We start from the raw sequence: 25,256 nt of genomic DNA on the forward strand, positions 1-25,256 counted from the left end.
AGATCAGGCCTTCTTGCCGATCCCGGGAATGAAGGCTCCGACCGTCCGGCGGTAGGCAATGTAATCCTCGCCGAAAACATCGACGAGATCGCGCTCTTCGTGAGCGATGCCGATCAGGATGTAGATCGTCATCGCCACCGCAAACAGCAGGTGTCCGAAAGTCATGTCGGGCGTCGCCCAGAAGGCGATGAAGAACCCGGTGTAGAGCGGGTGCCGCACCATCTTGTAAAAAAGGGGCGTGCGCATCCGCGGCGGGCTGGCATGCGTGCCCATCATGTTCTGCCACGCCTGCTGCAAGCCGAAGAGTTCGAAATGGTTGAGCAGCCAGGTCGAGATGAACAGCACGCCCCAGCCAAGGAAGAACAGGGCGAACATGATCATCCGCCCGGTCTCATTGGTGATCGACCACACCGTCCCGGCGATCGGGTGCCAGAAAGCGAATATCAGGACGAGTACGACCACCGTCGCAAGGCAATAGAGGCTGCGTTCCAGCGGGGCCGGGATGATCCTTGTCCATCCTGCCTTGAACCCGGGTCGTGCCATTACCGAATGCTGGATGCCGAACAAGGCAATCAGGGCAAGGTCGACCAAAGCCGCCGTCGCCGGGCTTGCTGCGATGCCCTTGTTGACGTGTGTCGGCATAAACTCGAACCCGCCGACAAAGCCGATCAGATAGAGGAATGTGCCGAAGAATGCGAAATAGATGGCGATCGCCATCGCCATGATCAGGTACCGTCCCATGGTGTCCTCCCCTCAGAGGCGCGACCCAAGTTCTTGCGACCTGTTCGCAAACTCATACAGCAATCTGGGTGGGACGCCAAATCCGGCGGAATGCGCCGCTGACCGGCCAGGGATGCCTAGCGACGAATCATCCGGTCGTACTTGGTCACGCTCAGCTGTGGTTCGGCCCGGGTGATCTCGATTTCGGCAATTTGCGACCCTTCGAATCGTATGCGCAGTAGCACCGGTCCATCGAGTTCGGGAAGCGCGCTTTCCAACTTGCCGGACACGAGCAACCAGTCGTCATGCTCGGTAATCTGGTCGAAACGAACCTGGGGTCTGTGAGTATCCTCGCGGAAGCGTCGGTCGGCAGCGATGAAGGCATCGGCCCCTTCGATACTTCGGTTCGCTGCATCACGGATCTTGATGTCGGGCGTCACCAGCGAACGCACGATGTCATAGTCGAGCGTGTTCAGCGCCGCAGCCAAGCGATGCACGGTCTGCGTGCGCTTGCGCTTGCCCGTCAGGCCCCCGAAGAATCCGCCAAACAGCATGACGGGCCGTGCTTACCACGAAGCCGGCCCGTCAAAACGTCTAATTTCTGTCTGCGCGCGACCGAATTGGTCGCCGCAAGCAAGGTCAGCCGACGATTTCTTCGGGCTTGAAGAAGAAGTCGATCTCGATCTTGGCGTTCTCTTCGCTGTCCGAACCGTGGACGGTGTTCTCGCCGATCGACAGGGCATAGGCCTTGCGGATGGTGCCCTCGGCGGCGTCGGCCGGGTTGGTTGCGCCCATGATGTCGCGGTTGCGGGTCACGGCGTCTTCACCTTCGAGAACCTGCACAACGACGGGCTCGCTCATCATGAAGTCGCACAGTTCGCCGAAGAAGGGACGCTCGCTGTGGACGGCGTAGAAGCCTTCGGCCTGTTCGCGGGTCATGTGGATGCGCTTCGATGCGACGACGCGCAGGCCGGCATCTTCCAGCATCTTCGTAACCGCACCGGTCAGGTTGCGGCGGGTGGCGTCGGGCTTGATGATCGAAAAGGTGCGGGTGACCGCCATGGGAAATGTCCTTGCAGGATTTGGGGGAATTGGATTGCGCGCGCCCCTAGCGCCGCGCGTGCGCGCGGGCAAGAGGCTAGAGGCCTCCGCCTTGCGTCGATCGATCCATGCCCTTGTTGAGGGTCAGCTGCACGGTGGTTTTGTCGCCGCTACGGCCGGCCATCAGCGAGAAGGCCAGCCCCGACCGGCTTTCTCCCGCAATCGTGGTCGAATCAGCGGCTGTCACATCGACATTGACCTCGATGCCGGCGGCTTCGGCCTGCTTGCGATAGAAACCGACAACCTGCGCAACCGGTTGCGCGCCCTCCATTGTCAGCAGGACGTAGCGCGCGTCGCCGCGCTCGACATGGGTGTTGTTGAGCACTGTGAGGCCGGGCGCGACGGAAAAGCCCGCAGGCAGGCTAACGGGAACCTGGGAACCGGACCGCATGGAGGTAATTGAACCGTCTTCCGCGCGGATGCGGGCAGTGGTTTCACCGCCGCTCATTTCATAGGAGCCGACCTCGTTAGAGGTGGTTTCCGCGTCCGCCGCTTCCTTGTTACCCGGACTGCAGGCAGCCAGCAGCATAGGGCCGACCAGAAGCAGAAGACGCATTGTAGAAATTCTCCCCTGTATCGGGGACTTAGGTAGGAATTAGGCGCCTTCGCGCCAAGAACCGTTGGTATCCTGCTTGAATATTCGGTTGTCGACCGCCTCGTCCGCGGCAAAGCGGCGCCACAATTGCGCAGCAGCATCGCGTCCCTGCGGATCGAACAGCAACATGACCCGCGCAAAACCCGAAGCTTCCTCGCGCCAGGTGCCGTCGGCGATGATCGCCATGCGCGCTTCGTTGGGTGCGACACAGCTATCGGATAGCAGGATCGGCTGGCGTGCCTCGTGCGGCTCGCCGGCATTGCCATGGGCAAGGAAGGCGGAACCACCCTGCTCCCACAGCGCCTTGGAAACAGCCTCGCGCTGAGAACTGTCGCTGCTCACGACCACCAGCCGTTCGCCCGCCTGCAAGGCCTTGCGGGCAAGCTTGGCCACGGTCAGATCCACCGGATCGCGGCTGAGCTGGTAGAAGTCGACCCTCACGCAGGTACGCCCTTGTTCCGCCGGCACCGTTCGGAGCAGTATTTCACCTCGTCCCAGTCCTTCGCCCACTTCTTGCGCCAGGCGAACTCGAGGCCGCAGGTGGCGCAGGTCTTGGTCGGCAGGTCCCCCTTGCGGCGCATTTTCGCCATCGGGGGACCTCCCTCGTCCTTACTTCTCGGCCGTGTCGGCGATCAGCCGGTCCATAAGGCGCACGCCATAGCCGGTCGCGCCCTTGGCCCAGGTCTGCCCCGGCTTGTCCGACCAGACCATGCCCGCGATGTCGCAGTGCGCCCAAGCCGTATCGTCGGCGATGAAGCGCTGGAGGAACTGGGCTGCGGTAATCGACCCGGCGCCCTTGTCGCCGATGTTCTTCATGTCGGCGATCGGGCTATCGATCAGCTTGTCATAGGCCGGTCCAAGCGGCATCCGCCACAGCTTGTCACCCGTCGCGAGACCCGCTTCGGTCAGGTCCTTTGCCAGCTTGTCGTTGTTCGAGAACAGGCCGCCATGTTCATGGCCGAGCGCGATGATCATCGCGCCGGTCAGCGTGGCGAAGTCGATGACGCGCGCGGGCTGGAACTCTTCCTGCGTCCAGTGCAGCGCATCGGCAAGGACCAGGCGCCCTTCGGCGTCGGTGTTGAGCACCTCGATCGTCTGCCCGGACATGGACGTCACGACGTCGCCGGGACGCTGCGCCTTGCCGTCGGGCATGTTCTCGACGAGGCCCATCACGCCGACGACATTGGCCTTGGCCTTGCGCCCGACGATGGCGAGCATGGCACCAGCCACGGCACCTGCGCCGCCCATGTCCCACTTCATGTCCCACATGCCCGGCCCCGGCTTCAGGCTGATGCCGCCGGTGTCGAAGGTGACGCCCTTGCCCACGAACGCGGTCGGCGCCTCACCCGGCTTGCCGCCGTTCCAGCGGATCGCGAGGATGCGCGATTCCTTCTCCGAGCCGAGGCCAACACCGAGGAGCGAGCCCATGCCGAGCTGTTCCATCTGGTATTCGTCGAGCACGATCAGCTCCGCACCCGTGCCTTCGAACCGCTTGCGGCACCGTTCGACGAAGCTTTCGGGGTAGATGATGTTGGCGGGCTCGGTGACGAGTTCGCGAGTAAATTCCACACCGGCCGCGAGGTGGGACATTTCCGCCCAGGCTGCTTCGGCACCCTCGGGCGCATTGACCACGGTGACGGTTTCGAGCGTGACCTTCTGCTCGTCCTTCATCTTGGTGCGGTAGATGTCGTAACGCCAGTTGCGCAGGCGCAGTCCGAGGAGGACCGCCGCAGTATCGCTTGCCGAAAGGCCGCTGCCCGCAAGGTCGAGCAGCAGCTCGCCGTAACCGCTGCACTGGTATTTGGCGGTCAGCGCTGCGCCGGCCTTTTCCAGATTCGCCTGACGGCCCTCGTCGCTCTTGTCGCCGGCGCCCACCAGCGCGAGGTGGACGACATTGCCGTCACGTTCGACGAAGCCTTCGAAGAGCTGTCCTGCATTGCCCTTGAAGCGGGCTGCGGCGGCACCTTCGCTGATCGATTTTTCTATATCCGATGGCAGCTTGCCCTTGTCGACGACATGCGCAAGAAGGCGCGCCGATTGCGGACGGGTCTGGCTGAACTGGATGTGCATGGGTTCTCCCGAAGAATTTGCTGGTGGCGACGGACCGGCCTGCGGAACGCCCCGTAGGATGGCGATTGCGATTAGGCGTGGCCGATGCGATAGGCAAGGCATGGTCCCGCCCGCCGAGACAGCTTTCGAAGCCAGCCGGCTGGCGGCGCGTTCGCTCGCGCTGGCTTCGGCGCTCGCCATGGCCGCGCCGCTTGCCGCGCAGGATGCTGCCGACGATCTCGGCACGGTGGTCGATCCGCAGGGCCAGCCGGGCGACCAGCCTTCGTTGCAGGCACCCTATCCCGAACTCGATCCGCCGCCCGCCACGACCGGGCCGGGCGTGGACGCAGAAGGCAATCGGCAGATCGCCTTCGAGGCGGATATCCTCTCCTACGATTCCGATGCGGACATCGTGACTGCAACCGGCAATGTCGTGCTGCGCAGCGAAGACCGCTCGCTTCGCGCGGATTCGGTCAGCTGGAGCAGGCGAACCGGTGTCATCCTTGCCGAAGGGCGGGTCCGTTTCGTCGACGAGAACGGCAACCAGCTCTTCACCGACCGCATCGAACTGACCGACGAATTCGAAGCGGGCGCGATGGACAACCTCCTCCTCGCCCTGCGCCAGGGCGGCCGCCTTGCCGCCAACAAGGGGATTCGCGAAAGCGACGGGACCGTGGCGCTGAGCCAGGCGGTCTATTCGGGCTGTGAGGTCGTGACGCCCGATGGGTGTCCCAAGGAGCCGAGCTGGCGGATCACCGCCGAACGGGTGATCTACGATCCCGACCAGCAACGCATTTCCTTTCGCGGCGCCTTCCTCGAGCTCTTCGGCATGCGCATCCTGCCGTTGCCCGGGCTGGCCGTGCGAACCGATGGCGGTGCTGTATCCGGCTTCCTCGTTCCCGACCTGCGCTTTTCCGAAAGCAACGGCGTCGAGGTCAGCGGCAGCTATTACCTGCGGCTTGGCAACAACAAGGACCTGACGCTCAACGCGCATGTCTATAGCGAGGCGCCGCCGATGGTCGGGGCGCAGTGGCGTCACCTGACCGACAAGGGCGCCTACCAGATCTCTGGCTACGCGACCTATAGCGAGCGTGTTGGCATCGCCAGCACCACGCCGACCCAGTCCAAGGACTTCCGCGGCTACCTGTTCACCAACGGCAAGTTCCAGTTCTCCCCGTCATGGAGCCTGACGAGCTCGATCCGCGTGGCCAGCGACCGGACCTTCCTGCGCCGTTACGACATAAGCCGCGACGACCGCCTGCGTTCGATGTTCAATGCCGAGCGCATTGTCGACAACAGCTATTTCTCGCTGTCCGGCTGGGCAACGCAGACGCTGCGTCTCAACCAGCCGCAGGGCGAGGTGCCCGTTGCCCTGCCCGTCATCGACTTCCGTTACCGCCTCGACGAGCCGGTTCTCGGCGGCAAGGTCGAATTGCAGGCGAATACGCTCGCCATCGCGCGCAGCACGGGACAGGACACACAGCGTGCCTTTGCCAAGGCGCAGTGGGATCTCAGCCGCGTCACCGGCCTTGGCCAGGTGGTGACGCTGACCGGCCTCGTGCGCGGCGACGTCTACCATTCCGACGAAAACTATCTGACCGATACCGCGTCCTATCGCGGCAATCCGGGCTGGCAGACACGCGGTGTCGCACTCGCTGCAGTCGACGTCGAATGGCCCTTCGTCGGGCAGGCGTTCGGCGGCGAGCAGGTGTTCACTCCGCGCGTGCAGCTGGTCGCGACGCCGCCGATCCGCAACCTCGCCATTCCCAACGAGGATGCCCGCGCGATCGACCTCGAGGATTCGAACCTCTTCGCGCTCAACCGTTTTCCCGGGTACGACCGAGTCGAGGACGGGGCGCGGATCACCTATGGCTTCGACTGGCAGCTGCGCATTCCCGATTGGGAACTGAAGACTACGCTGGGCCAGTCCTATCGCTTCGATACCGATCGCGACATCCTGCCCGACGGGACGGGACTATCTGAGCAGGTTTCGGACTTCGTCGGTCGCACCGAAGTGCGTTATCGCGACCTCGTGAAGCTCACCCACCGCTTCCGGCTCGACAAGGACAATTTCGCGGTTCGCCGCAACGAGGTCGATGCGACGGTCGGGACCAGCCGCACTTACGTCGAACTCGGCTACCTGCGCCTCAATCGCGACATTACCCAGGTCGAGGATTTGCAGGACCGCGAGGAATTGCGCGGCGCAGTGCGTGTCGCTTTTGCCAACTACTGGTCGCTGTTCGGATCGGGCGTGTTCAATCTGACTGATCGCGAGGAGGACCCGACACTGCAGTCCGACGGGTTCGAACCGATCCGCACCCGCCTCGGCATTGCCTATGCCGACGACTGTCTCGAAATGGGCCTGACCTGGCGGCGCGACTACGTGAACTCGGGCGATGCCCGGCGCGGCAATACCTTCCAGCTATATTTCAGTTTGCGAAATCTGGGATTTCGCTAAGGCGCAACCGTTGGCAGCCCAGCGCAAACACGCTATCCGCCGCCACGCCGAAATTATGGGGCAATCAGCTTTGGTTAAGCCGCGCAGCGGCACAGGCCTGGCTCAATCCGGATACGCTGGCCGTATCGCAACTGGGTATCACACGTGAGCGCACACTCGATTTCCAAGTTCCTCTCGTTCGCAGCGGCGACCAGTCTGGCGCTGTCGCCAGTCGCTGGCGCGGCCCAGGAAGCGGCTGGCGCTGACGCCCCGCTGAACCTTCCGGCAAATGTCAGCGTGCTCGGAAATGCCAATCCCAACGTCCGCAAGGCGACCGCGGTTGTGAACGGCTACGTGATCACCGGGACCGACGTTGACCAGCGCACCGCGCTTCTCGTGGCGGCCAACCGGCAGGGCATTCCCGACGAGGAGCTCGAGCGCGTCAAGATGCAGGTGCTGCGTAACCTGATCGACGAAACGCTGCAGATCCAGGCTGCGCAGGCGCAGGAAATGGATATCCCGCAGGCCGAAATCGACCAGACCTATGCCCGCGTCGCTGCGCAGAATTTCGAACAGCGCCCGCAGGCGATGGACGAATACCTGCGCTCGATCGGATCCTCGCCCGCTTCGCTCAAGCGCCAGATCCAGGGCGAACTCGCCTGGCAGCGCCTGTTGCGTCGCAATGTCGCGCCCTTCGTCAACGTATCGACCGACGAGGTGAACGAACTCATCCAGCGGCTCGAAGCCAGCCGCGGTACCGACGAGTATCGTCTCGGCGAAATCTATCTTTCGGCGACCCCTGAAAATGCGGGGCAGGTCAAGGCCAATGCCGAGAAGATCGTCGAACAGCTGCGCCAGGGCGGCAGCTTCGTTGCCTATGCCCGCCAGTTCTCCGAAGCGTCGACCGCTGCGGTCGGCGGCGACCTCGGCTGGATCCAGCTCGGACAGCTCAAGAACGCAACTCTTGAAGCGGTGGCCGCAGAAATGAGCCCCGGCCAGCTGGTTGGTCCGATCGAGATTCCCGGCGGCTACTGGATCGGTGTCCTCATCGACAAGCGTCAGGTCCTGATGGCCGACCCGCGCGACGCGATGCTTTCGCTCAAGCAGATCCAGCTGTCTTTCGAACCGGGGATGTCCGGCGCGGATCGCAACAGCAAACTCCAGACCTTCCTCCAGGGTATCGGCCAGGTTCGCGGTTGTGGTGATGCGGAAAACGCCGCCGGCGCACTTGGTGCAACGGTAGTGACCAACGACCAGATCGCGGTCCGCGCGCTGCCCGAACAGCTCCAGCAGATCATGCTGCAGATGCAGGTCGGCCAGCTTTCGCCGCCGTTCGGCTCAATCGACGACAGCGTCCGCGTGCTCATGCTCTGCGGTCGCGACGATCCCAAGTCGGCGGCGGGTCCGGACTTCGACACGCTGATGGGCCAGCTCGAGGACGAGCGTATCCAGAAGCGTGCCCAGCGTTACCTGCGCGACCTGCGCAACGACGCCTACATCGAGTACAATTGACGCAGGCCGTGGCTCCCCTCGCCGTATCCATCGGTGATCCGGCGGGGATCGGGCCCGAGATCATCGCCGCAAGCTGGGCGCGACGCACCGAAAAGGACCTCGCGCCCTTCTTCGTCGTCGGCGGGGCGGGATTGCTCGAAGCTGCGGCAGGCTCCCGCAAGCTCGATTGCCCGGTTGTGCGGATCGACGAGCCGGACGAGGCGAGCGAGGCCTTCGCACGCGGCATACCGGTCATGGGCGTCGACGATTGCGAGTACATGCCCGGCCTCCCCGACGAGCAAGGCGCGGCACTGGCGTTGTCGTCGCTCGCGGAAGCCACGCGCATGGCTTTGCTCGGCAAGGCCGGCGGCATCGTCACCGCGCCGGTGGCAAAATCACAGCTGGCCAAGGTCGGCTTCGAATTTCCCGGCCAGACCGAATTCCTCGCCTTCGCCTGCGGCTTGCCGGTCGACGACGGGGTGATGATGCTGGCTGGGCCGAGCCTCAAGGCAGTGCCACTCACCGTGCACTGCGCGCTGGCCGACGTGCCCGGCTCCCTCACTACTTCCATGATCTACGCCAAGGCCCGCATCGTTGCCGATGCGCTGCGCCGCGATTTCGGCATCCCCGCGCCGCGCATCGCGATCTGCGGCCTCAATCCGCACGCCGGCGAAGGTGGCAAGTTCGGCACCGAGGAACGCGAGATCATCGAACCCGCCATAGCGCAGCTGCGCGACGAGGGCTTCGCGGTGACAGGGCCCCACCCCGCCGACGCGATCTTCACGCCGCGCGCCCGCGCGACCTACGACGTGGCGCTGGCAATGTATCACGACCAGGCGCTCGTGCCCCTCAAGGCGCTCGATTTCGACGAGGGCGTCAACGTGACGCTGGGCCTGCCCATCGTTCGGACCAGCCCCGACCACGGCACCGCTTTCGACATCGCGGGCAGGAACATCGCCGATCCCGGCGCGATGATTGCGGCCCTGAAGATGGCAGGCGAGATTGCCGCACGACGGGCCGCGCATGGCTGATCTCCCTCCCTTGCGCGAAGTGATTGCGCGCCACGGGCTCTCCGCGTCCAAGGCGCTCGGCCAGAACTTCCTTTTCGACGAGCAATTGCTCGACCGCATTGCCGCCATTCCCGGCGACCTTGCCGGCAGGCAAGTGCTCGAGGTCGGACCCGGTCCGGGCGGCCTGACCCGCGCCCTTCTCCGAGCCGGAGCGCGCGTGACCGCGATCGAGATGGACCGGCGCTGCCTTCCCGCGCTTGCCGAACTGGGCGAGGCCTTTCACGGCCAGTTGCGCGTGATCGAGGGCGATGCGCTCAAGATCGACCATGGCGAACTGATGGGCGGCGAGCCCTTCGCGGTCCTCTCCAACCTGCCCTACAATGTCGGCACCGCACTGTTCGTACGGTGGCTTGGGGGCGAGGAATGGCCCCCGCTGTGGACCAGCCTGACGCTGATGTTCCAGCAGGAAGTCGCACAGCGCATCGTCGCCGCACCGGACACCTCCGCCTATGGCCGTCTTGCCGTCCTCGCGCAGTGGCGTTCCAAGGCGAAGATGGCGATGAAGGTCCACCGCAGCGCCTTCACCCCGCCGCCCAAGGTCATGAGCGCCATTGTCCATGTCGAGCCGGATGCAATGCCCGATGGCGTCAGCGCCCGCGTGCTCGAACGCCTGACCGAGGCCGCCTTCGGCCAGCGTCGCAAGATGCTGCGCCAGAGCCTCAAGGGCGTACCCGGCGCGGTCGAGGCTGCCGAGGCACTGGGCATCGACCCCCAGCGCCGCGCCGAAACGGTTAGCGTGGCGGAGTTCGTCGAGCTTGCGCGCACGCTGTCGCGCTGAGCCGACACCCGCATCATTTCTTGGCTACGAAGGCCCCCCTCGCCTCGTAGGTCTTGCCGTCGGCCTTCGAGGTATATTCGAACCGCACCCCGCCTATCAGCTCTTGTCCGGCCGGTCCCGCAAACCGACCTATCACCGGATAATTCAGGCTGGTGGAACTTGCAGGGTCTGGCTGGTGGAACAGCGAGGCACCGGCGCTCCAGACAAGGTCAACAGGAGTGACGGAATCCGGATCGGCGTCACCGGATGGCGAAGGGACCAAGGTCAGCCTCGCCGTATTTGCCGATGCATCGAAGACGAGCTGTACAGTGCCATCGAACATGTCCGGCACAGGCGTTCCTTCGTAAACCACCCGGCGAGAGCTTTCGACTTCGAACCTGCCCTCGTAGATCGCACTGCCGCTCGTAAGGCCCGGCCCCGGCATGCCGACAGCTGTCGTTCCGAGTGCGACGGAGGGAGATGATCCGAAACTCCAGGTTATGAGGTTGGAATAGAGATAACGCAGATCAGAATCCGAATATCCGCCCGACACCCTGAGATTGAGGCTCAGATAGCCCCCGACGATGAACACCACCCAGGGGTCGCCGGCCTGGGGTGCGTAGTTCGGGTTACGCTCGACGATCTCGAAGGAAGTCGAAGCTGGATTGGTGACGTGGTAGGTCCCCGTCGGTGCGTCGAACGCAAGCCGCAGGCCCCCATCGGTGAAATATTGCCCCGCATCGGCGAACAGCATCGACTCTGTCGCATTGTAAATGATCTTGTCCGTAGCTCCCACCGGTGTCGGGGTCGGGGTGGGAGTTGGGGTGGGAGTTGGTGTAGAACTGGTCCCACCCCCACCCGAAGTCGGCATACCATCGTCACCCCCGCATGAAGCGAGCAGGCAGGTGGCCAGGATGCTTGCCAAGATATTTGAACCCTTTGACATCACGCTTCTCCTCGTTTGTCCGAGAAGGTGAATGCCCATGGCTCACGCGACCATGATGGAGGCACGACGGATTGCCGATGGTTTCCCAATCGGCGTCAGGAGAGGCCCGATCACGGGCGTGTCCGCGACTAATGCGAGGTAGCATGTAGCTTAAGTAATTGCGGAGGCTGCATTGCAGTGCCACTCCCTCGGCGGTCCTATTGGGAGGGAGTCGAGTCCATGCGCAAATTCCTTGCGGCATCGCTGCTTGCGTTCACCATCACCACCAGCCTTTCGACTGCCGCTCTGGCAGAGCCTGCCAAGAAGGAAGACCTGATGGTCGCCCCCGATGGCGCGCGCCACTACGTCATCGTCTCGCAGGCCGGCAAGCACGGCGATTTGTGGGCTTGGGAGCAGCCCGACGGGACCAAGGCCTATCGCATGTCGATGAGCCTGCGCGGCTGGATTACCGAGACCGACCAGACGATCGTCAACGGCGCGGATGGGCGCCCAATCAAGGTTGCCGTGCACGGCTTTACCGATTCCGGCGACGCGACCGAGAGCCTGACGGTCGATGCTGACGGTATCGCCCATTGGAAAACCTCGGTCGACGAGGGATCGGCACCTTACGCCGGCAAGTTCTACAGCAATTACGGCGGTCCCTGGGTAGCGGCGGAGAACGATCTCGCCGGGTTGATCGCTGCGGGGGAGAAGGGGCTCGACCTCCTTCCTTCCGGACATGCCGAGGTTTCGCTCGGCCAGCTGGTCGACATCGACGGACCGAACGGGCCCGAGAAAGTCCGCCTCGCCTTCGTGCAGGGCTACGGCTTTTCGCCCTCGCCCTTTTGGCTGACCGAGGACAACCGGCTCTTCGGATTTGCCGGCGGCATGTCGATGCTGCCCGAAGGCTATGAAGCCAATGCGCTGAAGCTGAAGGAAATCCAGGATGCCGCCACTGCCGACAAGGTCAAGGAAGTCGCGCACACGTTCCTGACCCCAGCCAACCAGACCCCGACGCTGGTGGACAATGTCACCGTGTTCGATTCGCTCGCGGGCACCTACCTCGCCGGCCGCTCGGTGCTGATCGCCGACGGCAAGATCGCCAAGGTCGGCCCCGCCGGAACGGTAAAGGCCTCCAAGCTCGCCACCGTCATCGACGGCAAGGGCAAGACGCTCGTCCCAGGCCTTTGGGATGCGCACCGGCACGTCGGTGGGGGTGACGACTGGAACCTGCTGCAGAATGTCGCCACCGGCATGACCAATTACCGCAGCCCCGGATCCGAGATCGACGACGTGCACAGCATCGTCACCCGGCGCGCCGCCGGCGATTTGCTGGCGCCCGAGGGCATGACCTCGATCATCGTCGACCGCAAGGACCCGCTTGCTGCCCAGGGTTCGCTGACGGTTTCCTCGCTCGAAGAAACGATCGCTGCGGTCCACCAGATCAAGGATGCAGGAATGTGGGGGGTGAAGTTCTACACCTCGATGACCCCCGCCTGGATCGCACCGGCCGCAGCCGAAGCCCACAAGCTCGGCCTGCACGTTCACGGCCACATCCCGGCGGGGATGCGTCCGCTCGACGCCGTGCGTGCGGGCTACGACGAGGTCACGCACATCAACTTCATCATGATGCAGGCCATGCCGCAGGAGGTGGTCGACAAGTCCAACACTGCCGCGCGGCTCGAAGGTCCGGCCAAGTACGGCAAGGACGTTGACCTCGATTCCCCCGAGATGACCGCCTTCTACAAGGAGCTTGGCGAGCGCGGGACCTATATCGACCCGACGCTCGTCGTGTGGGAACCGGCGCTGACTTCCGACGGCAGCGAGATCGCCCCCGGCTATGCGCCGTTTGCGAAAATCTCGCCTCCCGGCGTCTCGCGCGGATGGAAGATTGCCGGTTATCCGCTGTTCGACGGCCTGACCCGTGACGACTTCCGCAAGAGCTTCGACAAGCTGGTCGGGCTGGTCGGCCGTCTCCACGAGGCGGGTGCGCCGATCGTCGCCGGGACCGATGGCTGGGGCCTTGAACTCGTGCGCGAACTCGAACTTTACGAGGACGCCGGCCTGACCAACGCCGAGGCGCTGCAGACCGCCACGATCATCCCTGCCCGCCTCACAGGCATGGACAAGGATTTCGGCTCGGTGACCGAAGGCAAGGTCGCCAACCTCGTCCTCGTCGATGGCGACGTGTCGCAGGACATCGGCAAGCTGCGCAAGGTGGAGACCGTCTTCCTCGACGGCTACCGCCTCTCGGGCGACGCGCTGCGCAAGGCCAGCGGACTGTCGGGAATGCCCGAATAGAGCCGGTCGGCGGGGGTCAGCCCCCCGCCTTCTTGCGCCTCCGCCAGGCGTGGAGCAGCGGTTCGGTGTAGCCGCTCGGCTGCTCCATGCCTAGGAAGATTAGCAATTTCGCCGCGCTGAAGGCGGCGCCGCCCTCGTTTGCCAGCAACGGCTCGTAGAACGGGTCGCCCGCGTTCTGTTGGTCCACCTTGGCGGCCATGCGGCGCAGCGATTCCATCACCTGCTCCTTGGAGATCACCCCGTGGAGCAGCCAGTTGGCGATGTGCTGGCTGGAAATGCGCAGCGTCGCGCGGTCTTCCATCAGGCCGACGTCGTTGATGTCGGGCACCTTGGAACAGCCGACGCCCTGGTCGATCCAGCGCACCACGTAGCCGAGCAGGCCCTGGCAGTTGTTGTCGAGTTCCTCGCGGATTTCCTCCGCCGACCAGTTCACGCCGTCGGCCAGCGGGATCGAGAGCAGCTGGTCGAGTGGCGGGATGTCTCCGAGGCCCTTCTGGATCGCGAACACGTCCTCGCGGTGATAGTGGATCGCGTGGAGCGTCGCGGCGGTGGGCGACGGTACCCAGGCGGTATTGGCCCCGGCGCGCAAATGGCCGATCTTCTCGACCATCATCTGGCCCATCAGGTCGGGTGCTGCCCACATGCCCTTGCCGATCTGCGCCTTGCCCGAAAGGCCGTGCTTGAGGCCGATGCCGACGTTGCGCTTCTCGTAGGCGGTGAGCCAGGTGCTGGTCTTCATCGCGCCCTTGCGCAGCATCGGGCCGGCTCGCATCGAGGTGTGGATTTCGTCGCCCGTACGGTCGAGGAAGCCGGTGTTGATGAAGACGATGCGGTCCTTCACCGCGTGGATGCAGGCGGCGAGATTGGCCGAAGTACGGCGCTCCTCGTCCATCACGCCGACCTTGATCGTGTGGCGCGGCAGGCCGAGCAGGTCCTCCACCGCGTCGAACAGGTCGTTGGTGAAACCGCACTCTTCGGGCCCGTGCATCTTGGGCTTCACGATGTAGATCGAACCGCGGCGCGAATTGCCGAACTTGCCGAGACCCGCAACGTCGTGCGCGCCGATGGCGCTGGTGACGACCGCGTCGAGGATGCCCTCGGGGATTTCCCTGCCGTCCCAGCGCATCGCCGGATTGGTCATCAGGTGGCCGACATTGCGAACGAACATCAGGCTGCGGCCCGGCAGGCTGTGCGCGCTGCCGTCGGACGTGGTGTAGTCCTTGTCGCCTGCCAGCGTGCGGGTCAGGGTCCGTCCGCCCTTCTCGAAGCTTTCCGAAAGGTCGCCGCGAATGACGCCGAGCCAGTTCGAATAGGCGAGCAGCTTGTCCTCGGCATCGACGGCAGCCACCGAATCCTCGCAGTCCGCGATGGTCGTCAGCGCGGCTTCGAGGACGATATCGGAGATGCCCGCCCTGTCGGTCTTGCCGATCGGGCTCTCGCGGTCGAACTGGACCTCGATGTGGAGGCCGTTCTGGCGGAAGAGCAGGCCCTTCGCGGTCTTGCCGACATACTGGCTCTCGTCCTGGAGCTTGCCGTCGTGCTCGTCGGCGATGTCGGCCCAGCTCTGGCCGACCAGCGGCAGCGCCTCGTCGAGGAACTTGCGCCCCGCAGCGATCACCGCCGCGCCTCGCTCCTCGTCATAGCCGCCGGGCCGCGCGGGCGGCGCGTCGAGTGCATCGGTGCCATAGAAGGCATCGTAGAGGCTGCCCCAGCGCGCATTGGCGGCGTTCAAGAGGAAGCGTGCGTTGAGGATCGGCACCACCAATTGCGGTCCGGCCATGGTCGCGATCTCGGGATCGACGTTCTGCGTGCCGATGGCGAAATCGCCCGGCTCGGTCACGAGGTAACCGATCTCGCGCAGGAAGGCCTGGTATTCACCCTGGTCGATTGGCTGGCCCTTGCGCGCGACGTGCCATGCGTCGATCTGCGCCTGGAGGTCATCGCGCTTGGCCAGCAGCGCGGCATTGCGCGGTGCAAACTCGCCCAGCAACGCGGCGAATCCCTGCCAGAAGGCATCCACATCGCGCCCCAGCGGCCCAAGCACTTCGGTTTCGATGAAGGCAGCCAGCTGCGGATCGGTCTCGATACCGGCGCGCGTCACATATTCGGTCATGGAACTCCTCGTTGGGTAAGCGAATGGCAATGTCGGTCCCGGGGAGGAGGCATCCCCATACCAAGCATCCACCGCTTTGCAACCTCGCCCAATGGCCGAGGGGTGGACTCGGGCGCGGCGAAGCGTAGAGACCGTTTCCGATGAAACCGGATAGCGCCCCGCAAGCCCTGCTCGACGCCGTGGACGGCGAAACCATGCTGCGCGAAGTGCAGGAGTGGGCGGCGATCAACACCGGCACCGCCAACATTGCCGGGCTCGACACGATGGCCGGCGTGCTGGCCGATGCCTTCTCCGCCCTGCCCGGCGCGGTCGAGCTGGTCGACCCCGCACCCGTCACCGCGATTTCGGCGGACGGCCACGAGTTCGAGAAACCGCATGGCCGCCACATGGTCCTGCGGGTACGCCCCCAGGCAGAGCGACGCTTCGTTTTGACCGGGCACATGGACACGGTTTTCCCCGTCGACCACCCGTTTCAGCAGGTCGGCTGGCTTGACGACGACACACTCAACGGCCCCGGCACTGCGGACATGAAGGGCGGGCTCGACGTCATCTTGCACGCATTGAAGCTGTTCGAGACGGTCGAGGGTTCGGACCGCGTCGGCTATGATGTGATGATCAATTCGGACGAGGAAACCGGCAGCCTCGCCAGCCGCGGCCTCATCGAGGCGCTCGCGCGCGGGAAATATGCCGCGCTGACCTACGAACCCTCCGCCCTGCCCGACGGGACGCTGGCCCACGCGCGCGGCGGCACGGGCAATTACTCGATCACCATCCACGGCCGCTCGGCACACGCTGGACGCAACCCGCACGAGGGGCGCAATGCCGTGGTCGCGGCATCCGACCTGGTCCTGCGGATCGCCGCGCTGGCGGCGGACGACATCACCGTGAACCCGGCCAAGATCGAGGGCGGCTCGGCCAACAACGTCGTCCCCGACCTTGCCGTGTTGCGTTTCAACATCCGCCCCAAGTCGACCGAGGCGATGACCCGCTTCGACGCGCAGCTCGATGCGGTCCTTGCCGCGATCAAGGCCGAGCACGAGGTAGGCATCCATCGCCACGGCGGCGTCACCCGCCCGCCCAAGCCGGTCGATGAAAAGGCGCAGCGCCTGTTCGACCTCGTTAAGTCCTGCGGCGCGGAACTGGGCCAGACCATCGGCTGGATACCCAGCGGCGGCGTCTGCGACGGCAACAACATTGCCGCCTGCGGCGTGCCCGTGGTCGACACCATGGGCGTGCGCGGCGGTGCGATCCATTCACCCGACGAGTTCATGATCGTTCCTTCGCTGAGGGAGCGCGCGGCGCTGTCCGCCCTCGTCCTCACGAGGCTTTCCACCGGAGACCATTTGTGACCTTCCGCCTTCGTGCCGCCAATACGGGCGACCTCGAACACCTTTACGAAATGGCCAAGCTGACCGGTGGCGGCTTCACCAACCTGCCCGCCGACCGCGCCGCACTTGCCCGCAAGCTGGAACGGGCCGCGGCCGCTTTCGGACGCGACGACGATACCATCGGCGACGACCAGTTCGTCCTCATCCTGGAAGATAGCGAGACCGGCGAGGTGCGCGGCACCTGCCAGCTGATGAGCATGGTCGGCCAGCAGTGGCCGTTTTATTCCTATCGCCTCAACACGCTGACCCAGCACAGCCAGGAACTCGACCGCACCGTGCGCGCCGAACTGCTGAGCCTCGTCACCGATCTCGAAGGTTCGTCCGAAGTCGGCGGGCTGTTCCTCCACCCCGCAGCCCGCGCAGGCGGTCTCGGCCTGCTGCTCGCGCGCAGCCGCTACCTCTTCGTCGCGATGCACCGGAAGCGCTTTGCCGACCGTATCCTCGCCGAACTGCGCGGCGTGATCGACGACCGCGGCGGATCGCCATTCTGGGACGGTGTCGCGGGCCGTTTCTTCGGCATGGGCTTTCAGGAAGCGGACTATTTCAACGCGATCAACGGCAACCAGTTCATCGCCGACCTGATGCCCAAGCATCCGGTCTATGTCGCCATGCTCAACAGCGAGGCGCGCAAGGTCATCGGCGTGCCGCATCCGACCGGACGCGCGGCGATGCGGATGCTCGAAGACGAGGGCTTCGCCGCAGAAGGCTATGTCGACATCTTCGACGGCGGGCCGACCATGACCGCGCGTACCGACCAGGTGCGCAGCGTGCGCGAGGCCGTGGCGGCCAAGCTTGAGTCGACCGATGTCGAAGCCGGCGAAAAGGCCCTCATCGCCACCGGCCATCTCGACACCTTCCGCTGCGCTTATGGCCTGCGCGAATTGCGCGAGGACGGAACGGTCGCGATCGACGCCAATTGCGCCAAGGTACTCGGCGTCGGCGAAGGCGACGAAGTGTGGAGCGTGGCGCGATGAGCAAGCTCGTCGAGATCAATTTCGACGGCATCGTCGGCCCCTCGCACAATTACGCCGGCCTCAGCCTCGGCAACATCGCCAGCGCGAGCCACAAGGGCGATCCCAGCTATCCACGCGCAGCGGCGCTGCAGGGTGTCGCCAAGATGCGCGGCAACATGGCGCGCGGGCTGGCGCAGGGCTACCTCCTGCCCCTGCCGCGTCCGAACAACGAGCTGCTGCATCAACTTGCGGTCGATCCGCAACACGACCGCGCCCTGCTCGCAGCCGCATGGTCGGCGAGTTCGATGTGGACCGCCAATGCGGCGACGGTCAGCCCCGCCCCCGATACGGCGGACGGGCGCTGCCACCTGACCCCTGCCAACCTCGTCACCATGATCCACCGCGCCCAGGAATGGCGCGACACGCAGGCGCAGCTGAAGATCGCCTTCGGCGACGAGCGCCACTTCGCAGTCCACGACGCCGTCCCGCCGACCTTCGGTGACGAAGGTGCGGCCAACCACATGCGCTTTTGCGAAGGGCACGGATCGAAGGGCGTCGAAGTCTTCGTCTATGGCCGCCCCGGTGGCCGCTTCCCCGCGCGCCAGCACGAGCAGGCCAGCCGTGCGGTCGCGCGCCTCCACGGCCTAGACCCCGAGGCCTGCGTCTTCATCGAGCAGAACCCCGAGGCGATCGAGGCAGGCGCGTTCCACAATGACGTGGTCTCCGTCGCCAACGAGCGCGTGCTGTTCACCCACGAGCGCGCCTTTGCCGACCGGCAGGGTGCCTATGACGCGATCCGCGCCGCCTTCCCCGCGCTCGAAGTGGTCGAAGTGCCCGACAGCGCAGTCAGCCTCGCCGATGCGATCAAGTCCTACCTCTTCAACGCGCAGCTGCTCACCCTGCCCTCTGGCGAGATGGCCTTGGTTGTGCCGAGCGAGTGCCAGGACAACTCGGCCGTATGGGGTTGGTGCGAGAGCATGATCGCCTCGAACGGCCCGATCCGCCAGGTCATTCCGGTCGATGTGCGCCAGTCGATGGCCAATGGCGGCGGTCCCGCCTGCCTGCGCCTGCGCGTGGTCGCCGATCCCGCCACGGTCGATGGCCGCTTCATGCTCGACGAGGCGCGCGCGGATCGCATCGAATCGGTGATCGCAGAGATGTGGCCCGAACAGATCGATCCGTCCGATATCGGCAGCCAAGCCCTTGCAAAGACAGTGATTGAAGCGCGCGAGGCGTTGCTTTCTGTCCTGTCCTTGGACGAACTCGCCTAATTCCGGGACGGCGTGGTTAACACGCTGGACACCATTCGTCGGGCGGTCTTACACTTCTCCTTGCGTTAACCACCGGACCCCGCAGCACATCGTTGATGGCACGGGATTTGCAGTCCGAAAGGTTAAACAAGGAGACCGCAGGAACGTGTGGAAGAAGGTCAAAAGGCTGTTCGTGATCAAGACGCGCTTCGAAGCGTACCTGATCATCTATGCCCTGGCCCTCGGCGCCATGACCCGCGGTGCGCATTACACCACGCAGTATCCGGGTTTCGGCGGCTACCTGCTGTTCGCAGCCACTGCCGGTGCAGTGTTCCTCGGCGGCGCAAAGATCCTCGACGCGATCCGGTACGAGCAGGAAGCGGCGAAGGCGTCGGATGAGGCTACTGACCCCTAGATTCCGGCAACGACGAAACACGCGGCGTTTGCACAAGTCTGAATCGTTCCGCTTGGGAGTTTGCCTCCGATGCTTCGAAGGGATGATGCTGAACACCCGATACCCGAGATGTTCCGTCCGATTATTCGTGAAATTGTAGAGTCCTTCGTTGTCGGAGATTTTCAACTTCGCGATCATCCAGTTGTAGGTGTTCGGCCTATCGACGCTGATACGGCGGATTGCATTGCTTAAAACATTGGGGCGTATGGCGACGAGCTAGCGCCATTGGACGACGCGACATGGAAGCGGTCTATCTATCGTTGGATGGACGGGTACTGGCTAGTCTTGGTTGACCTCACTACACGCTCAGAAGCGGTGAGCGATCTGGCACTCCATGCAAGGCTGCAAGGCGCGAACGATGACTTCACGATCTCTGTCGAGGCCGTCTACATCCCTTAAGCAAGCCATTGTTGGCATTGCCCACCATCCGCACTTTGATCGCGGGAAACGTATTAAAAGTAAGGTGAGGGTTTCTGTTGCTAGCTACCCTCGGAGCCCCGGAATCCGCTTCTGTTGCCCGGTGGGTCCAACCGCGCTTTAGCTTTGTAAGATCAGGGCGTTAGCCCGTCAGATTACGCTGCGAGAGCGAGTGCTTCGTTATCGTTGGCACTTGTGTGTTGTGAGCCTTATGCGGGTTACTCAGCCCGGGCAAAAACACCGTCTTTCAGCACACGTCGATCCTGGTTCGGCCCCGTCAAAAACCGCCAATTACAGCGGGTTATGGTGGAGCCGCCGGGTACTGCCCCCGGGTCCGTTGTACCTATTGCACGGCGCAGTTTATCGCCATAGCCGGCCGAAACCGGCACCGCCTATATAGCGATGCCGGTCTTAATGTGAAGTGAGCGGCCGTTGAAGGCGCGCGTCAGGCGCGCTTTTTCAGCTCGTCGCGGATTTCGGCGAGCAGTTCGACCTCGGTCGGACCTGCCGGAGCCTCTGGTTCCTTGTGGCTGAATTCCTCGGTCACCTTCTTGGTGTAGCGGACCAGCAGGAAGATGATGAAGGCCAGGATGATGAAGTTGATCACCGCGGTCAGGAACGCGCCGTAACCGATCATCGCCGCACCCGCTTCCTTGAGCGCTGCATAGTCCGTCATCGAACCTTCGTATCCGGCCGGGGCCGAAAGGAGCACGAAGTAGTTCGAGAAATCGGCCCCGCCGAAAATCGCTCCGACGACTGGCATGATCACTTCGTCGGTTAGCGATGTCACGATGGTGCCGAATGCGGCACCGATGATCACGGCAACCGCCAATTCCATGACGTTGCCCTTCGCGATAAATTCCTTGAATTCTTTTAGCACCCTACGTCCCCTTTAACCCTTGTGACCCGCGCACTTCCTGACACGACCACCGGTTTTCGACAAGTTCGGGTTAAGCTTGAAGTGCACGATAGGCGTGCTATCTTGATAAGACAGTCACTCTCTCCCCAGGCGTAATTGAAGGACACTCTCCCATGACCCGCTTCGCCGCATTCCGCGCAACGATCGTCGCTGCCGCAGCCCTTGCGCTGTCGGCCTGCGGTATCAATTCGGTCCCTCGTGACGAAGAAGCTGCCAAGGCCAAGTGGGCCGATGTCGAGGCCGCGTTCCAGGAACGTGCCAACCTCATCCCCAACCTTGAACAGATCGTCCTGTCCTCGGCCGAGCAGGAGCGCGCGACGCTCAACGACGTGATTTCGGCCCGTGCCGCCGCCACCCGCCCCGAGATCAAGCTCGACGGCGCGGACCTCAACGATCCGGCCAAGATGGCGCAGTACCAGCAGGCCCAGAATACCCTCGGCGGTGCGCTGTCGCGCCTGCTCGTCTCGGTCGAGCGCTATCCTGAACTCAAGAGCCAGGAGAACTTCGGCCGCTTCATGACCCAGATCGAAGGTCAGGAGAACCGCATCCGCGTGGCCATCCGCGACTACAACGAGGCGGTGCGCAAGTATAACACCACCATCCGCACCTTCCCCGATACGATCGGCGCGAACATCATCCACGGCGCCAAGCCGATGGTGCCCTACGAGGCTGTGAGCGAAGGCGCGGAAGTCGCCCCCAAGCTCGACATGCGCGCCAGCGGCGCTCCTGCAGCGCCGGCCGCTGGAGCCAACGACAACACCGCGACCGAGGCCCCCGCCGCCGTCGCCAACTGAGCGATAGAGGGGAAGCACGCCGATGCGTGACCTCCTACGCCTGCTGCTGTTCTGCGCGGTCGCGCTGGGTCTTGCCCTGCCCGCGTCCGCGCAGACCTTCCCCGAGCGCGGGACTGCGCCGGTGGTCGATGCGGCCAACATCATCGACGACGCGACGGAAGCGGAGCTGACCGCCAAGCTGGATGCCTTCGAAGAGAAGAACCAGCGCCAGTTCGTCATCGTCACCATCCCCGATCTCGAAGGCTACGACATCGCCGACTATGGCTACCAGCTCGGTCGGGCGTGGGGCATCGGCGACAAGGAGCGCAACGACGGCATCATCCTCATCGTAGCCCCCAACGAGCGCAAGATGCGCGTCGAGGTCGGCTATGGGCTGGAGGGTATCATCCCCGACGGTCTTGCCTTCGAGTATATCGAGGGCATGAAGCCCTATTTCCGCGACGGAGACTTTGCCGGCGGAATTAACTGGGGTGCAGATCAGATCATCACCCAGCTCGAACTGCCGCCCGAAGAGGCCGCCAAGGTCGCGCAGGAGCGCGTCGATGCGCGGCAAAGCGAAGGCGGCGTGCCCGTCGGTGCAATCATCTGGTTCATCTTCATCCTCGTCTTCTTCATCCTGCCGGCGTTCGGTCGCGGCCGGCGCAGGCGCTATCGCAGCGGCCTCGGCGGGGCGGTCGGCGACATCATCCTGTGGGAGGCCGGAAAGGCCATCGCCCGCGGCATCACCGATTCCGACGACTGGGGCGGAGGCGGTGGCTGGGGCGGCGGAGGCGGTGGCGGTTTCTCCGGCGGCGGCGGAAGTTTTGGGGGCGGCGGCGCCTCGGGGGGCTGGTAAATGGGCTATCTGACCGAGGCCGAACACGACATCGTGTCCAAGGCCGTCGCCGAGGCGGAACTGCACACCAGCGGCGAGATCGTCACCGTCCTGGCCGACCGGTCGGACGGTTACACGGACGTCGCTCTGTGGTGGGCGATCGCCGTGGCCTTCACCGCGATGAGCGTGTTTGCGCTGATCCCGCAGTTCTACCTCGACATTATCGACGGCTTGATGGGCGGGTGGACCCACGACTGGACGCCCGGCCAGTTGATGACGATCATCATCGGCATCGGCCTGCTCAAGTTCTTCGGCACGGTGGCGATCCAGCTGTGGCAGCCATTGAAGTTCCTGCTCGTCCCCGGCCCGGTGAAGAAGGCCCGCGTGCGCGATGCAGCGATCAAGCACTTCAAGGTCGGTGCGGAGCGGCGCACGCATGGCCGCACCGGCGTGCTCGTCTACCTCTCTATGCGCGAGCACCGGGCGGAAATCGTCGCCGACGAACCCATCGCACTCAAGGTCCCGGCCGAAGTCTGGGGAGAGGCCATGGCCGACATGCTGTCCGAGATTCGACAGGGCCACCTGGCCGAAGGTCTCGCCGCCGGCATCCGCGATGTCGGCAAGGTCCTCGCCCAGGAATTCCCGCGTCACGAGGACGATGTAAACGAACTTCCCGACCGGCTGATCGAGGTCTGATCATGGCGGTCCCCGACCACGACGCGGACGAGGAGATCGTCTGGGAAGGCAAGTATGTCGTCGCCAAGAAGCGCGGCCGCTGGGAATATGTCGGGCGCAGCCGCAACATCCGCGCTGCTGTGATCCTGGCCGTGGAGGATGGCCACGTCCTTCTGGTCGAGCAGTTCCGCGTCCCGCTGGGCCGCAACTGCGTGGAATTGCCCGCAGGACTGATCGGCGACGATGCAGGCGGCGAGGACGAGGAAGACCTGACTGCTGCCGGCCGCGAGCTCGAAGAAGAGACCGGTTACCGCGCCGAGAGGCTCGAGGACATGGGCTGCTTCTATTCCTCGCCCGGCATGGTCTCCGAAAGCTTCACGCTGGTCCGCGCTTCCGGCCTCACCCGCATCGGCGAAGGCGGCGGGACCGAGGGCGAGAACATCACCGTCCATCGCGTCGCGCTCGATGCCTTGCCCGACTTTATCACCGCGAAGCGCAACGATGGTTGCGGGATCGACGTGCGCATGCTCATGCTGCTGGGACAAGGGATACTGGCAGGAGAGTAGAGTTATGGCAGGCAGGTGTGCGGGCAAGCTGGCACTGGTGACGGGCGCGGCGCAGGGACTGGGCCGGGCCCATGCGAAGCGGCTGGCCGAAGAAGGCGCGCGTGTCCTTTGCACCGACATCAACGGCGCGGGCGCCGAAGCCACTGCCGCCGAAATCGTCGAGGAACTGGGCGCGGGCCATGCCTATGGCATCCAGCACGACGTCACCAACCCCGATGACTGGGAGCGTGTGGTCGAGGCGGCGGATGCCGAACTCGGCGGGCTCAACGTGCTCGTCAACAACGCCGGGATCGGCGTCGGCGGCAATATCGAGACCTGCAAGTTCGAAGACTGGAAGCGCTGCTTCTCGGTCAACGTCGATTCGATCTTCCACGGCTGCCAGAAGGCCCTGCCGCTGATGCGCCAGCACGCACCGGGATCGATCGTCAACATTTCCAGCATCGCCGGGCTGATCGCCAGCGACACCATGCCAGCCTACAATTCGTCCAAGGCGGCGGTGTGGATGCTGACCAAGTCGATCGCGCTGCATTGTGCGAAGAACAACATGCAGATCCGCTGCAATTCGGTGCACCCGACCTTTGTCGACACGCCCATCCTCGACGGGACGGCGCGCAATCACAATCTCGACAAGGGTGTGCTGATGGAAAAGCTGGCGCGGCAGATCCCGTTGAAGTTCGTCGGCGAGCCGAACGATATCGCCAATGCGGTGGTCTATCTCGCCAGCGACGAGAGCCGCTTCATGACCGGTGCCGAGATGAAGCTCGACGGCGGTATCTCGGCCATGTGATTTTCACCGGGGGGTGGAATCAAAGGAGGGGCACGACGGCCCCTCCCGGTTTTCTTTTTTGTGAGCCACGGCCGGCACGAAAACCGGGACGGTTGGCGCGGGGCCGTGGTCAGTCTGCGATCAGTGCGATCGCCAGGTAGATCAGGATGAAGCTGCCGAAACCGAGCAGCGTACCTGCAACGAAACCCAGCCGAACCCAGGTGGCGTTGATGCCGAAGTAGCGGGCGATGCCGGAGCAGACGCCCATCAGCTTGCCGTTGGTGCGATCGAGGCGGAAGCTCGATGCCGGACGGACGGCGTGGTCGCTTTCGCGGAACTTGAGGTCGTTCATGCCAGAAGTCCGTTCGGCGAGGCAGGGACAATGGCCGTGGCGAAGAAGATCGCCGAAAGGGCCAGCGAGAAGGCAGCTGCGGCAAGCTTGCTGCTGTTTTCCGAAGTGAACATTTTTTCCTTCCTATTCCTTGGTTGCGGGTGGCCGGCTTCAGGCAACGAAGACGGCCGGGCTGGCGGGAACGATGGCGGCGGCCATGAAGACTGCCGAGACGGCGAAAGCGAAAACTGCGGCAAGAGCGCGGTTGCTGGCATAATCAAAAGCGGTCATTTTAGTAACTCCTTGAACCTTGGTCTGTTTTCTCCCGGACCATCCGGGGATGCCAACTACACTGCATGGGCCGTGCCAA

At 64.1% G+C, this 25,256-nt stretch carries 28 protein-coding genes and 1 other RNA gene; 15 read left to right on the forward strand and 14 right to left on the reverse strand.

Translation table 11 applies throughout. The features are described 5' to 3' along the window. Positions 1 to 3 precede the first annotated feature (3 nt). From mddA to IRL76_RS08705, 7 genes are all read right to left on the reverse strand, one after another. Entirely contained in the window at positions 4 to 741 is a 738-nt protein-coding gene (gene mddA, locus IRL76_RS08675; RefSeq protein ID WP_246449624.1) for a methanethiol S-methyltransferase, read from the reverse strand. A gap of 116 nt (positions 742 to 857) precedes the next feature. Beyond that, complete coding sequence (locus tag IRL76_RS08680; RefSeq protein WP_200980978.1) at positions 858 to 1,274, reverse strand: nuclear transport factor 2 family protein; 417 nt, start codon at positions 1,272 to 1,274, stop codon at positions 858 to 860. An 85-nt stretch (positions 1,275 to 1,359) separates the two neighbouring features. After that, positions 1,360 to 1,782, reverse strand: a complete 423-nt coding sequence (gene ndk, locus IRL76_RS08685) for a nucleoside-diphosphate kinase (protein WP_200980979.1) — start codon at positions 1,780 to 1,782, stop codon at positions 1,360 to 1,362. A gap of 76 nt (positions 1,783 to 1,858) precedes the next feature. Then, a complete protein-coding gene (locus tag IRL76_RS08690; protein ID WP_200980980.1) occupies positions 1,859 to 2,377 on the reverse strand; it encodes a hypothetical protein in 519 nt (172 codons plus the stop codon). A 39-nt stretch (positions 2,378 to 2,416) separates the two neighbouring features. Beyond that, the gene (locus IRL76_RS08695) at positions 2,417 to 2,857 is read right to left on the reverse strand and encodes a DNA polymerase III subunit chi (RefSeq protein WP_200980981.1); all 441 of its coding nucleotides are present in this window, start codon (positions 2,855 to 2,857) and stop codon (positions 2,417 to 2,419) included. Then, the gene (locus tag IRL76_RS08700; RefSeq protein ID WP_200980982.1) at positions 2,854 to 3,006 is read right to left on the reverse strand and encodes a DUF2256 domain-containing protein; all 153 of its coding nucleotides are present in this window, start codon (positions 3,004 to 3,006) and stop codon (positions 2,854 to 2,856) included. The genes IRL76_RS08695 and IRL76_RS08700 overlap by 4 nt, the downstream gene beginning before the upstream one ends. Positions 3,007 to 3,025: 19 nt before the next feature. Then, positions 3,026 to 4,486, reverse strand: a complete 1,461-nt coding sequence (locus IRL76_RS08705; RefSeq protein ID WP_200980983.1) for a leucyl aminopeptidase — start codon at positions 4,484 to 4,486, stop codon at positions 3,026 to 3,028. Between the two features lie 100 nt (positions 4,487 to 4,586). On the opposite strand from IRL76_RS08705, the gene IRL76_RS08710 reads away from it, so the two are divergent. From IRL76_RS08710 to rsmA, 4 genes are all read left to right on the forward strand, one after another. Beyond that, positions 4,587 to 6,923, forward strand: coding sequence for an LPS-assembly protein LptD (locus IRL76_RS08710; RefSeq protein ID WP_200980984.1), 2,337 nt, complete (start codon positions 4,587 to 4,589; stop codon positions 6,921 to 6,923). A gap of 144 nt (positions 6,924 to 7,067) precedes the next feature. Beyond that, complete coding sequence (locus IRL76_RS08715) at positions 7,068 to 8,414, forward strand: peptidylprolyl isomerase (RefSeq protein ID WP_200980985.1); 1,347 nt, start codon at positions 7,068 to 7,070, stop codon at positions 8,412 to 8,414. Positions 8,415 to 8,422: 8 nt separating this feature from the next. Beyond that, positions 8,423 to 9,424, forward strand: coding sequence for a 4-hydroxythreonine-4-phosphate dehydrogenase PdxA (pdxA, locus tag IRL76_RS08720; protein ID WP_246449627.1), 1,002 nt, complete (start codon positions 8,423 to 8,425; stop codon positions 9,422 to 9,424). Further along, positions 9,417 to 10,241, forward strand: a complete 825-nt coding sequence (gene rsmA / locus IRL76_RS08725; RefSeq protein WP_200980987.1) for a 16S rRNA (adenine(1518)-N(6)/adenine(1519)-N(6))-dimethyltransferase RsmA — start codon at positions 9,417 to 9,419, stop codon at positions 10,239 to 10,241. The genes pdxA and rsmA overlap by 8 nt, the downstream gene beginning before the upstream one ends. A 13-nt stretch (positions 10,242 to 10,254) precedes the next feature. Here the strand turns inward: rsmA and IRL76_RS08730 are convergent, their stop codons facing one another. Further along, the gene (locus IRL76_RS08730; protein ID WP_200980988.1) at positions 10,255 to 10,974 is read right to left on the reverse strand and encodes a hypothetical protein; all 720 of its coding nucleotides are present in this window, start codon (positions 10,972 to 10,974) and stop codon (positions 10,255 to 10,257) included. 411 nt (positions 10,975 to 11,385) lie between these two features. Between IRL76_RS08730 and IRL76_RS08735 the strand changes: the two genes are divergently transcribed. After that, entirely contained in the window at positions 11,386 to 13,446 is a 2,061-nt protein-coding gene (locus IRL76_RS08735) for an amidohydrolase family protein (protein ID WP_200980989.1), read from the forward strand. A 16-nt stretch (positions 13,447 to 13,462) separates the two neighbouring features. Here IRL76_RS08735 and IRL76_RS08740 read toward each other — a convergent pair whose 3' ends face one another. Further along, positions 13,463 to 15,559, reverse strand: coding sequence for a malate synthase G (locus IRL76_RS08740; protein ID WP_200980990.1), 2,097 nt, complete (start codon positions 15,557 to 15,559; stop codon positions 13,463 to 13,465). A 140-nt stretch (positions 15,560 to 15,699) separates the two neighbouring features. Between IRL76_RS08740 and IRL76_RS08745 the strand changes: the two genes are divergently transcribed. From IRL76_RS08745 to IRL76_RS14700, 5 genes are all read left to right on the forward strand, one after another. After that, positions 15,700 to 16,908: a hydrolase gene (locus tag IRL76_RS08745; RefSeq protein WP_200980991.1), complete on the forward strand. Its 1,209-nt coding sequence runs from the start codon at positions 15,700 to 15,702 to the stop codon at positions 16,906 to 16,908. Further along, entirely contained in the window at positions 16,905 to 17,921 is a 1,017-nt protein-coding gene (locus IRL76_RS08750) for an arginine N-succinyltransferase (protein WP_200980992.1), read from the forward strand. Before IRL76_RS08745 ends, IRL76_RS08750 begins: the two co-directional genes overlap by 4 nt. Further along, on the forward strand, positions 17,918 to 19,171 hold the full coding sequence (locus IRL76_RS08755) for an N-succinylarginine dihydrolase (RefSeq protein ID WP_200980993.1): 1,254 nt from the start codon (positions 17,918 to 17,920) through the stop codon (positions 19,169 to 19,171). The genes IRL76_RS08750 and IRL76_RS08755 overlap by 4 nt, the downstream gene beginning before the upstream one ends. A 145-nt stretch (positions 19,172 to 19,316) precedes the next feature. Further along, positions 19,317 to 19,565, forward strand: coding sequence for a hypothetical protein (locus tag IRL76_RS08760; protein ID WP_200980994.1), 249 nt, complete (start codon positions 19,317 to 19,319; stop codon positions 19,563 to 19,565). Between the two features lie 234 nt (positions 19,566 to 19,799). Beyond that, positions 19,800 to 20,003: a DUF7668 domain-containing protein gene (locus IRL76_RS14700; RefSeq protein WP_425504520.1), complete on the forward strand. Its 204-nt coding sequence runs from the start codon at positions 19,800 to 19,802 to the stop codon at positions 20,001 to 20,003. A gap of 100 nt (positions 20,004 to 20,103) precedes the next feature. Here the strand turns inward: IRL76_RS14700 and ssrA are convergent. After that, positions 20,104 to 20,446: a transfer-messenger RNA gene (gene ssrA, locus IRL76_RS08765) on the reverse strand. 20 nt (positions 20,447 to 20,466) lie between these two features. Then, positions 20,467 to 20,901 carry a large conductance mechanosensitive channel protein MscL gene (mscL, locus tag IRL76_RS08770; protein ID WP_200980995.1) on the reverse strand — a complete coding sequence of 145 codons (435 nt, stop codon included), beginning with the start codon at positions 20,899 to 20,901 and terminating at the stop codon, positions 20,467 to 20,469. 152 nt (positions 20,902 to 21,053) lie between these two features. On the opposite strand from mscL, the gene IRL76_RS08775 reads away from it, so the two are divergent. From IRL76_RS08775 to IRL76_RS08795, 5 genes are read left to right on the forward strand one after another with little or no spacing between them, the layout of a single operon-like run. Next, positions 21,054 to 21,734, forward strand: coding sequence for a LemA family protein (locus IRL76_RS08775; protein WP_200980996.1), 681 nt, complete (start codon positions 21,054 to 21,056; stop codon positions 21,732 to 21,734). A gap of 22 nt (positions 21,735 to 21,756) precedes the next feature. After that, positions 21,757 to 22,569 carry a TPM domain-containing protein gene (locus tag IRL76_RS08780; RefSeq protein ID WP_200980997.1) on the forward strand — a complete coding sequence of 271 codons (813 nt, stop codon included), beginning with the start codon at positions 21,757 to 21,759 and terminating at the stop codon, positions 22,567 to 22,569. Further along, positions 22,570 to 23,244 carry a TPM domain-containing protein gene (locus IRL76_RS08785; RefSeq protein ID WP_200980998.1) on the forward strand — a complete coding sequence of 225 codons (675 nt, stop codon included), beginning with the start codon at positions 22,570 to 22,572 and terminating at the stop codon, positions 23,242 to 23,244. A gap of 2 nt (positions 23,245 to 23,246) precedes the next feature. Next, a complete protein-coding gene (locus IRL76_RS08790) occupies positions 23,247 to 23,789 on the forward strand; it encodes an NUDIX hydrolase (RefSeq protein ID WP_200980999.1) in 543 nt (180 codons plus the stop codon). A 4-nt stretch (positions 23,790 to 23,793) separates the two neighbouring features. Further along, entirely contained in the window at positions 23,794 to 24,576 is a 783-nt protein-coding gene (locus IRL76_RS08795) for an SDR family oxidoreductase (RefSeq protein WP_200981000.1), read from the forward strand. A gap of 109 nt (positions 24,577 to 24,685) precedes the next feature. Here IRL76_RS08795 and IRL76_RS08800 read toward each other — a convergent pair whose 3' ends face one another. From IRL76_RS08800 to IRL76_RS08805, 3 genes are read right to left on the reverse strand one after another with little or no spacing between them, the layout of a single operon-like run. After that, positions 24,686 to 24,907, reverse strand: a complete 222-nt coding sequence (locus tag IRL76_RS08800) for a PspC domain-containing protein (RefSeq protein ID WP_200981001.1) — start codon at positions 24,905 to 24,907, stop codon at positions 24,686 to 24,688. Next, positions 24,904 to 25,020, reverse strand: a complete 117-nt coding sequence (locus tag IRL76_RS14705) for a recombination protein F (protein WP_425504488.1) — start codon at positions 25,018 to 25,020, stop codon at positions 24,904 to 24,906. The genes IRL76_RS08800 and IRL76_RS14705 overlap by 4 nt, the downstream gene beginning before the upstream one ends. A 37-nt stretch (positions 25,021 to 25,057) precedes the next feature. Then, complete coding sequence (locus IRL76_RS08805) at positions 25,058 to 25,177, reverse strand: recombination protein F (RefSeq protein ID WP_200981002.1); 120 nt, start codon at positions 25,175 to 25,177, stop codon at positions 25,058 to 25,060. Between the last annotated feature and the right edge of the window lie 79 nt (positions 25,178 to 25,256).

The sequence above is a fragment of the Qipengyuania soli genome, from assembly GCF_015529805.1.
In the GTDB taxonomy this organism is placed as follows: domain Bacteria; phylum Pseudomonadota; class Alphaproteobacteria; order Sphingomonadales; family Sphingomonadaceae; genus Qipengyuania; species Qipengyuania soli.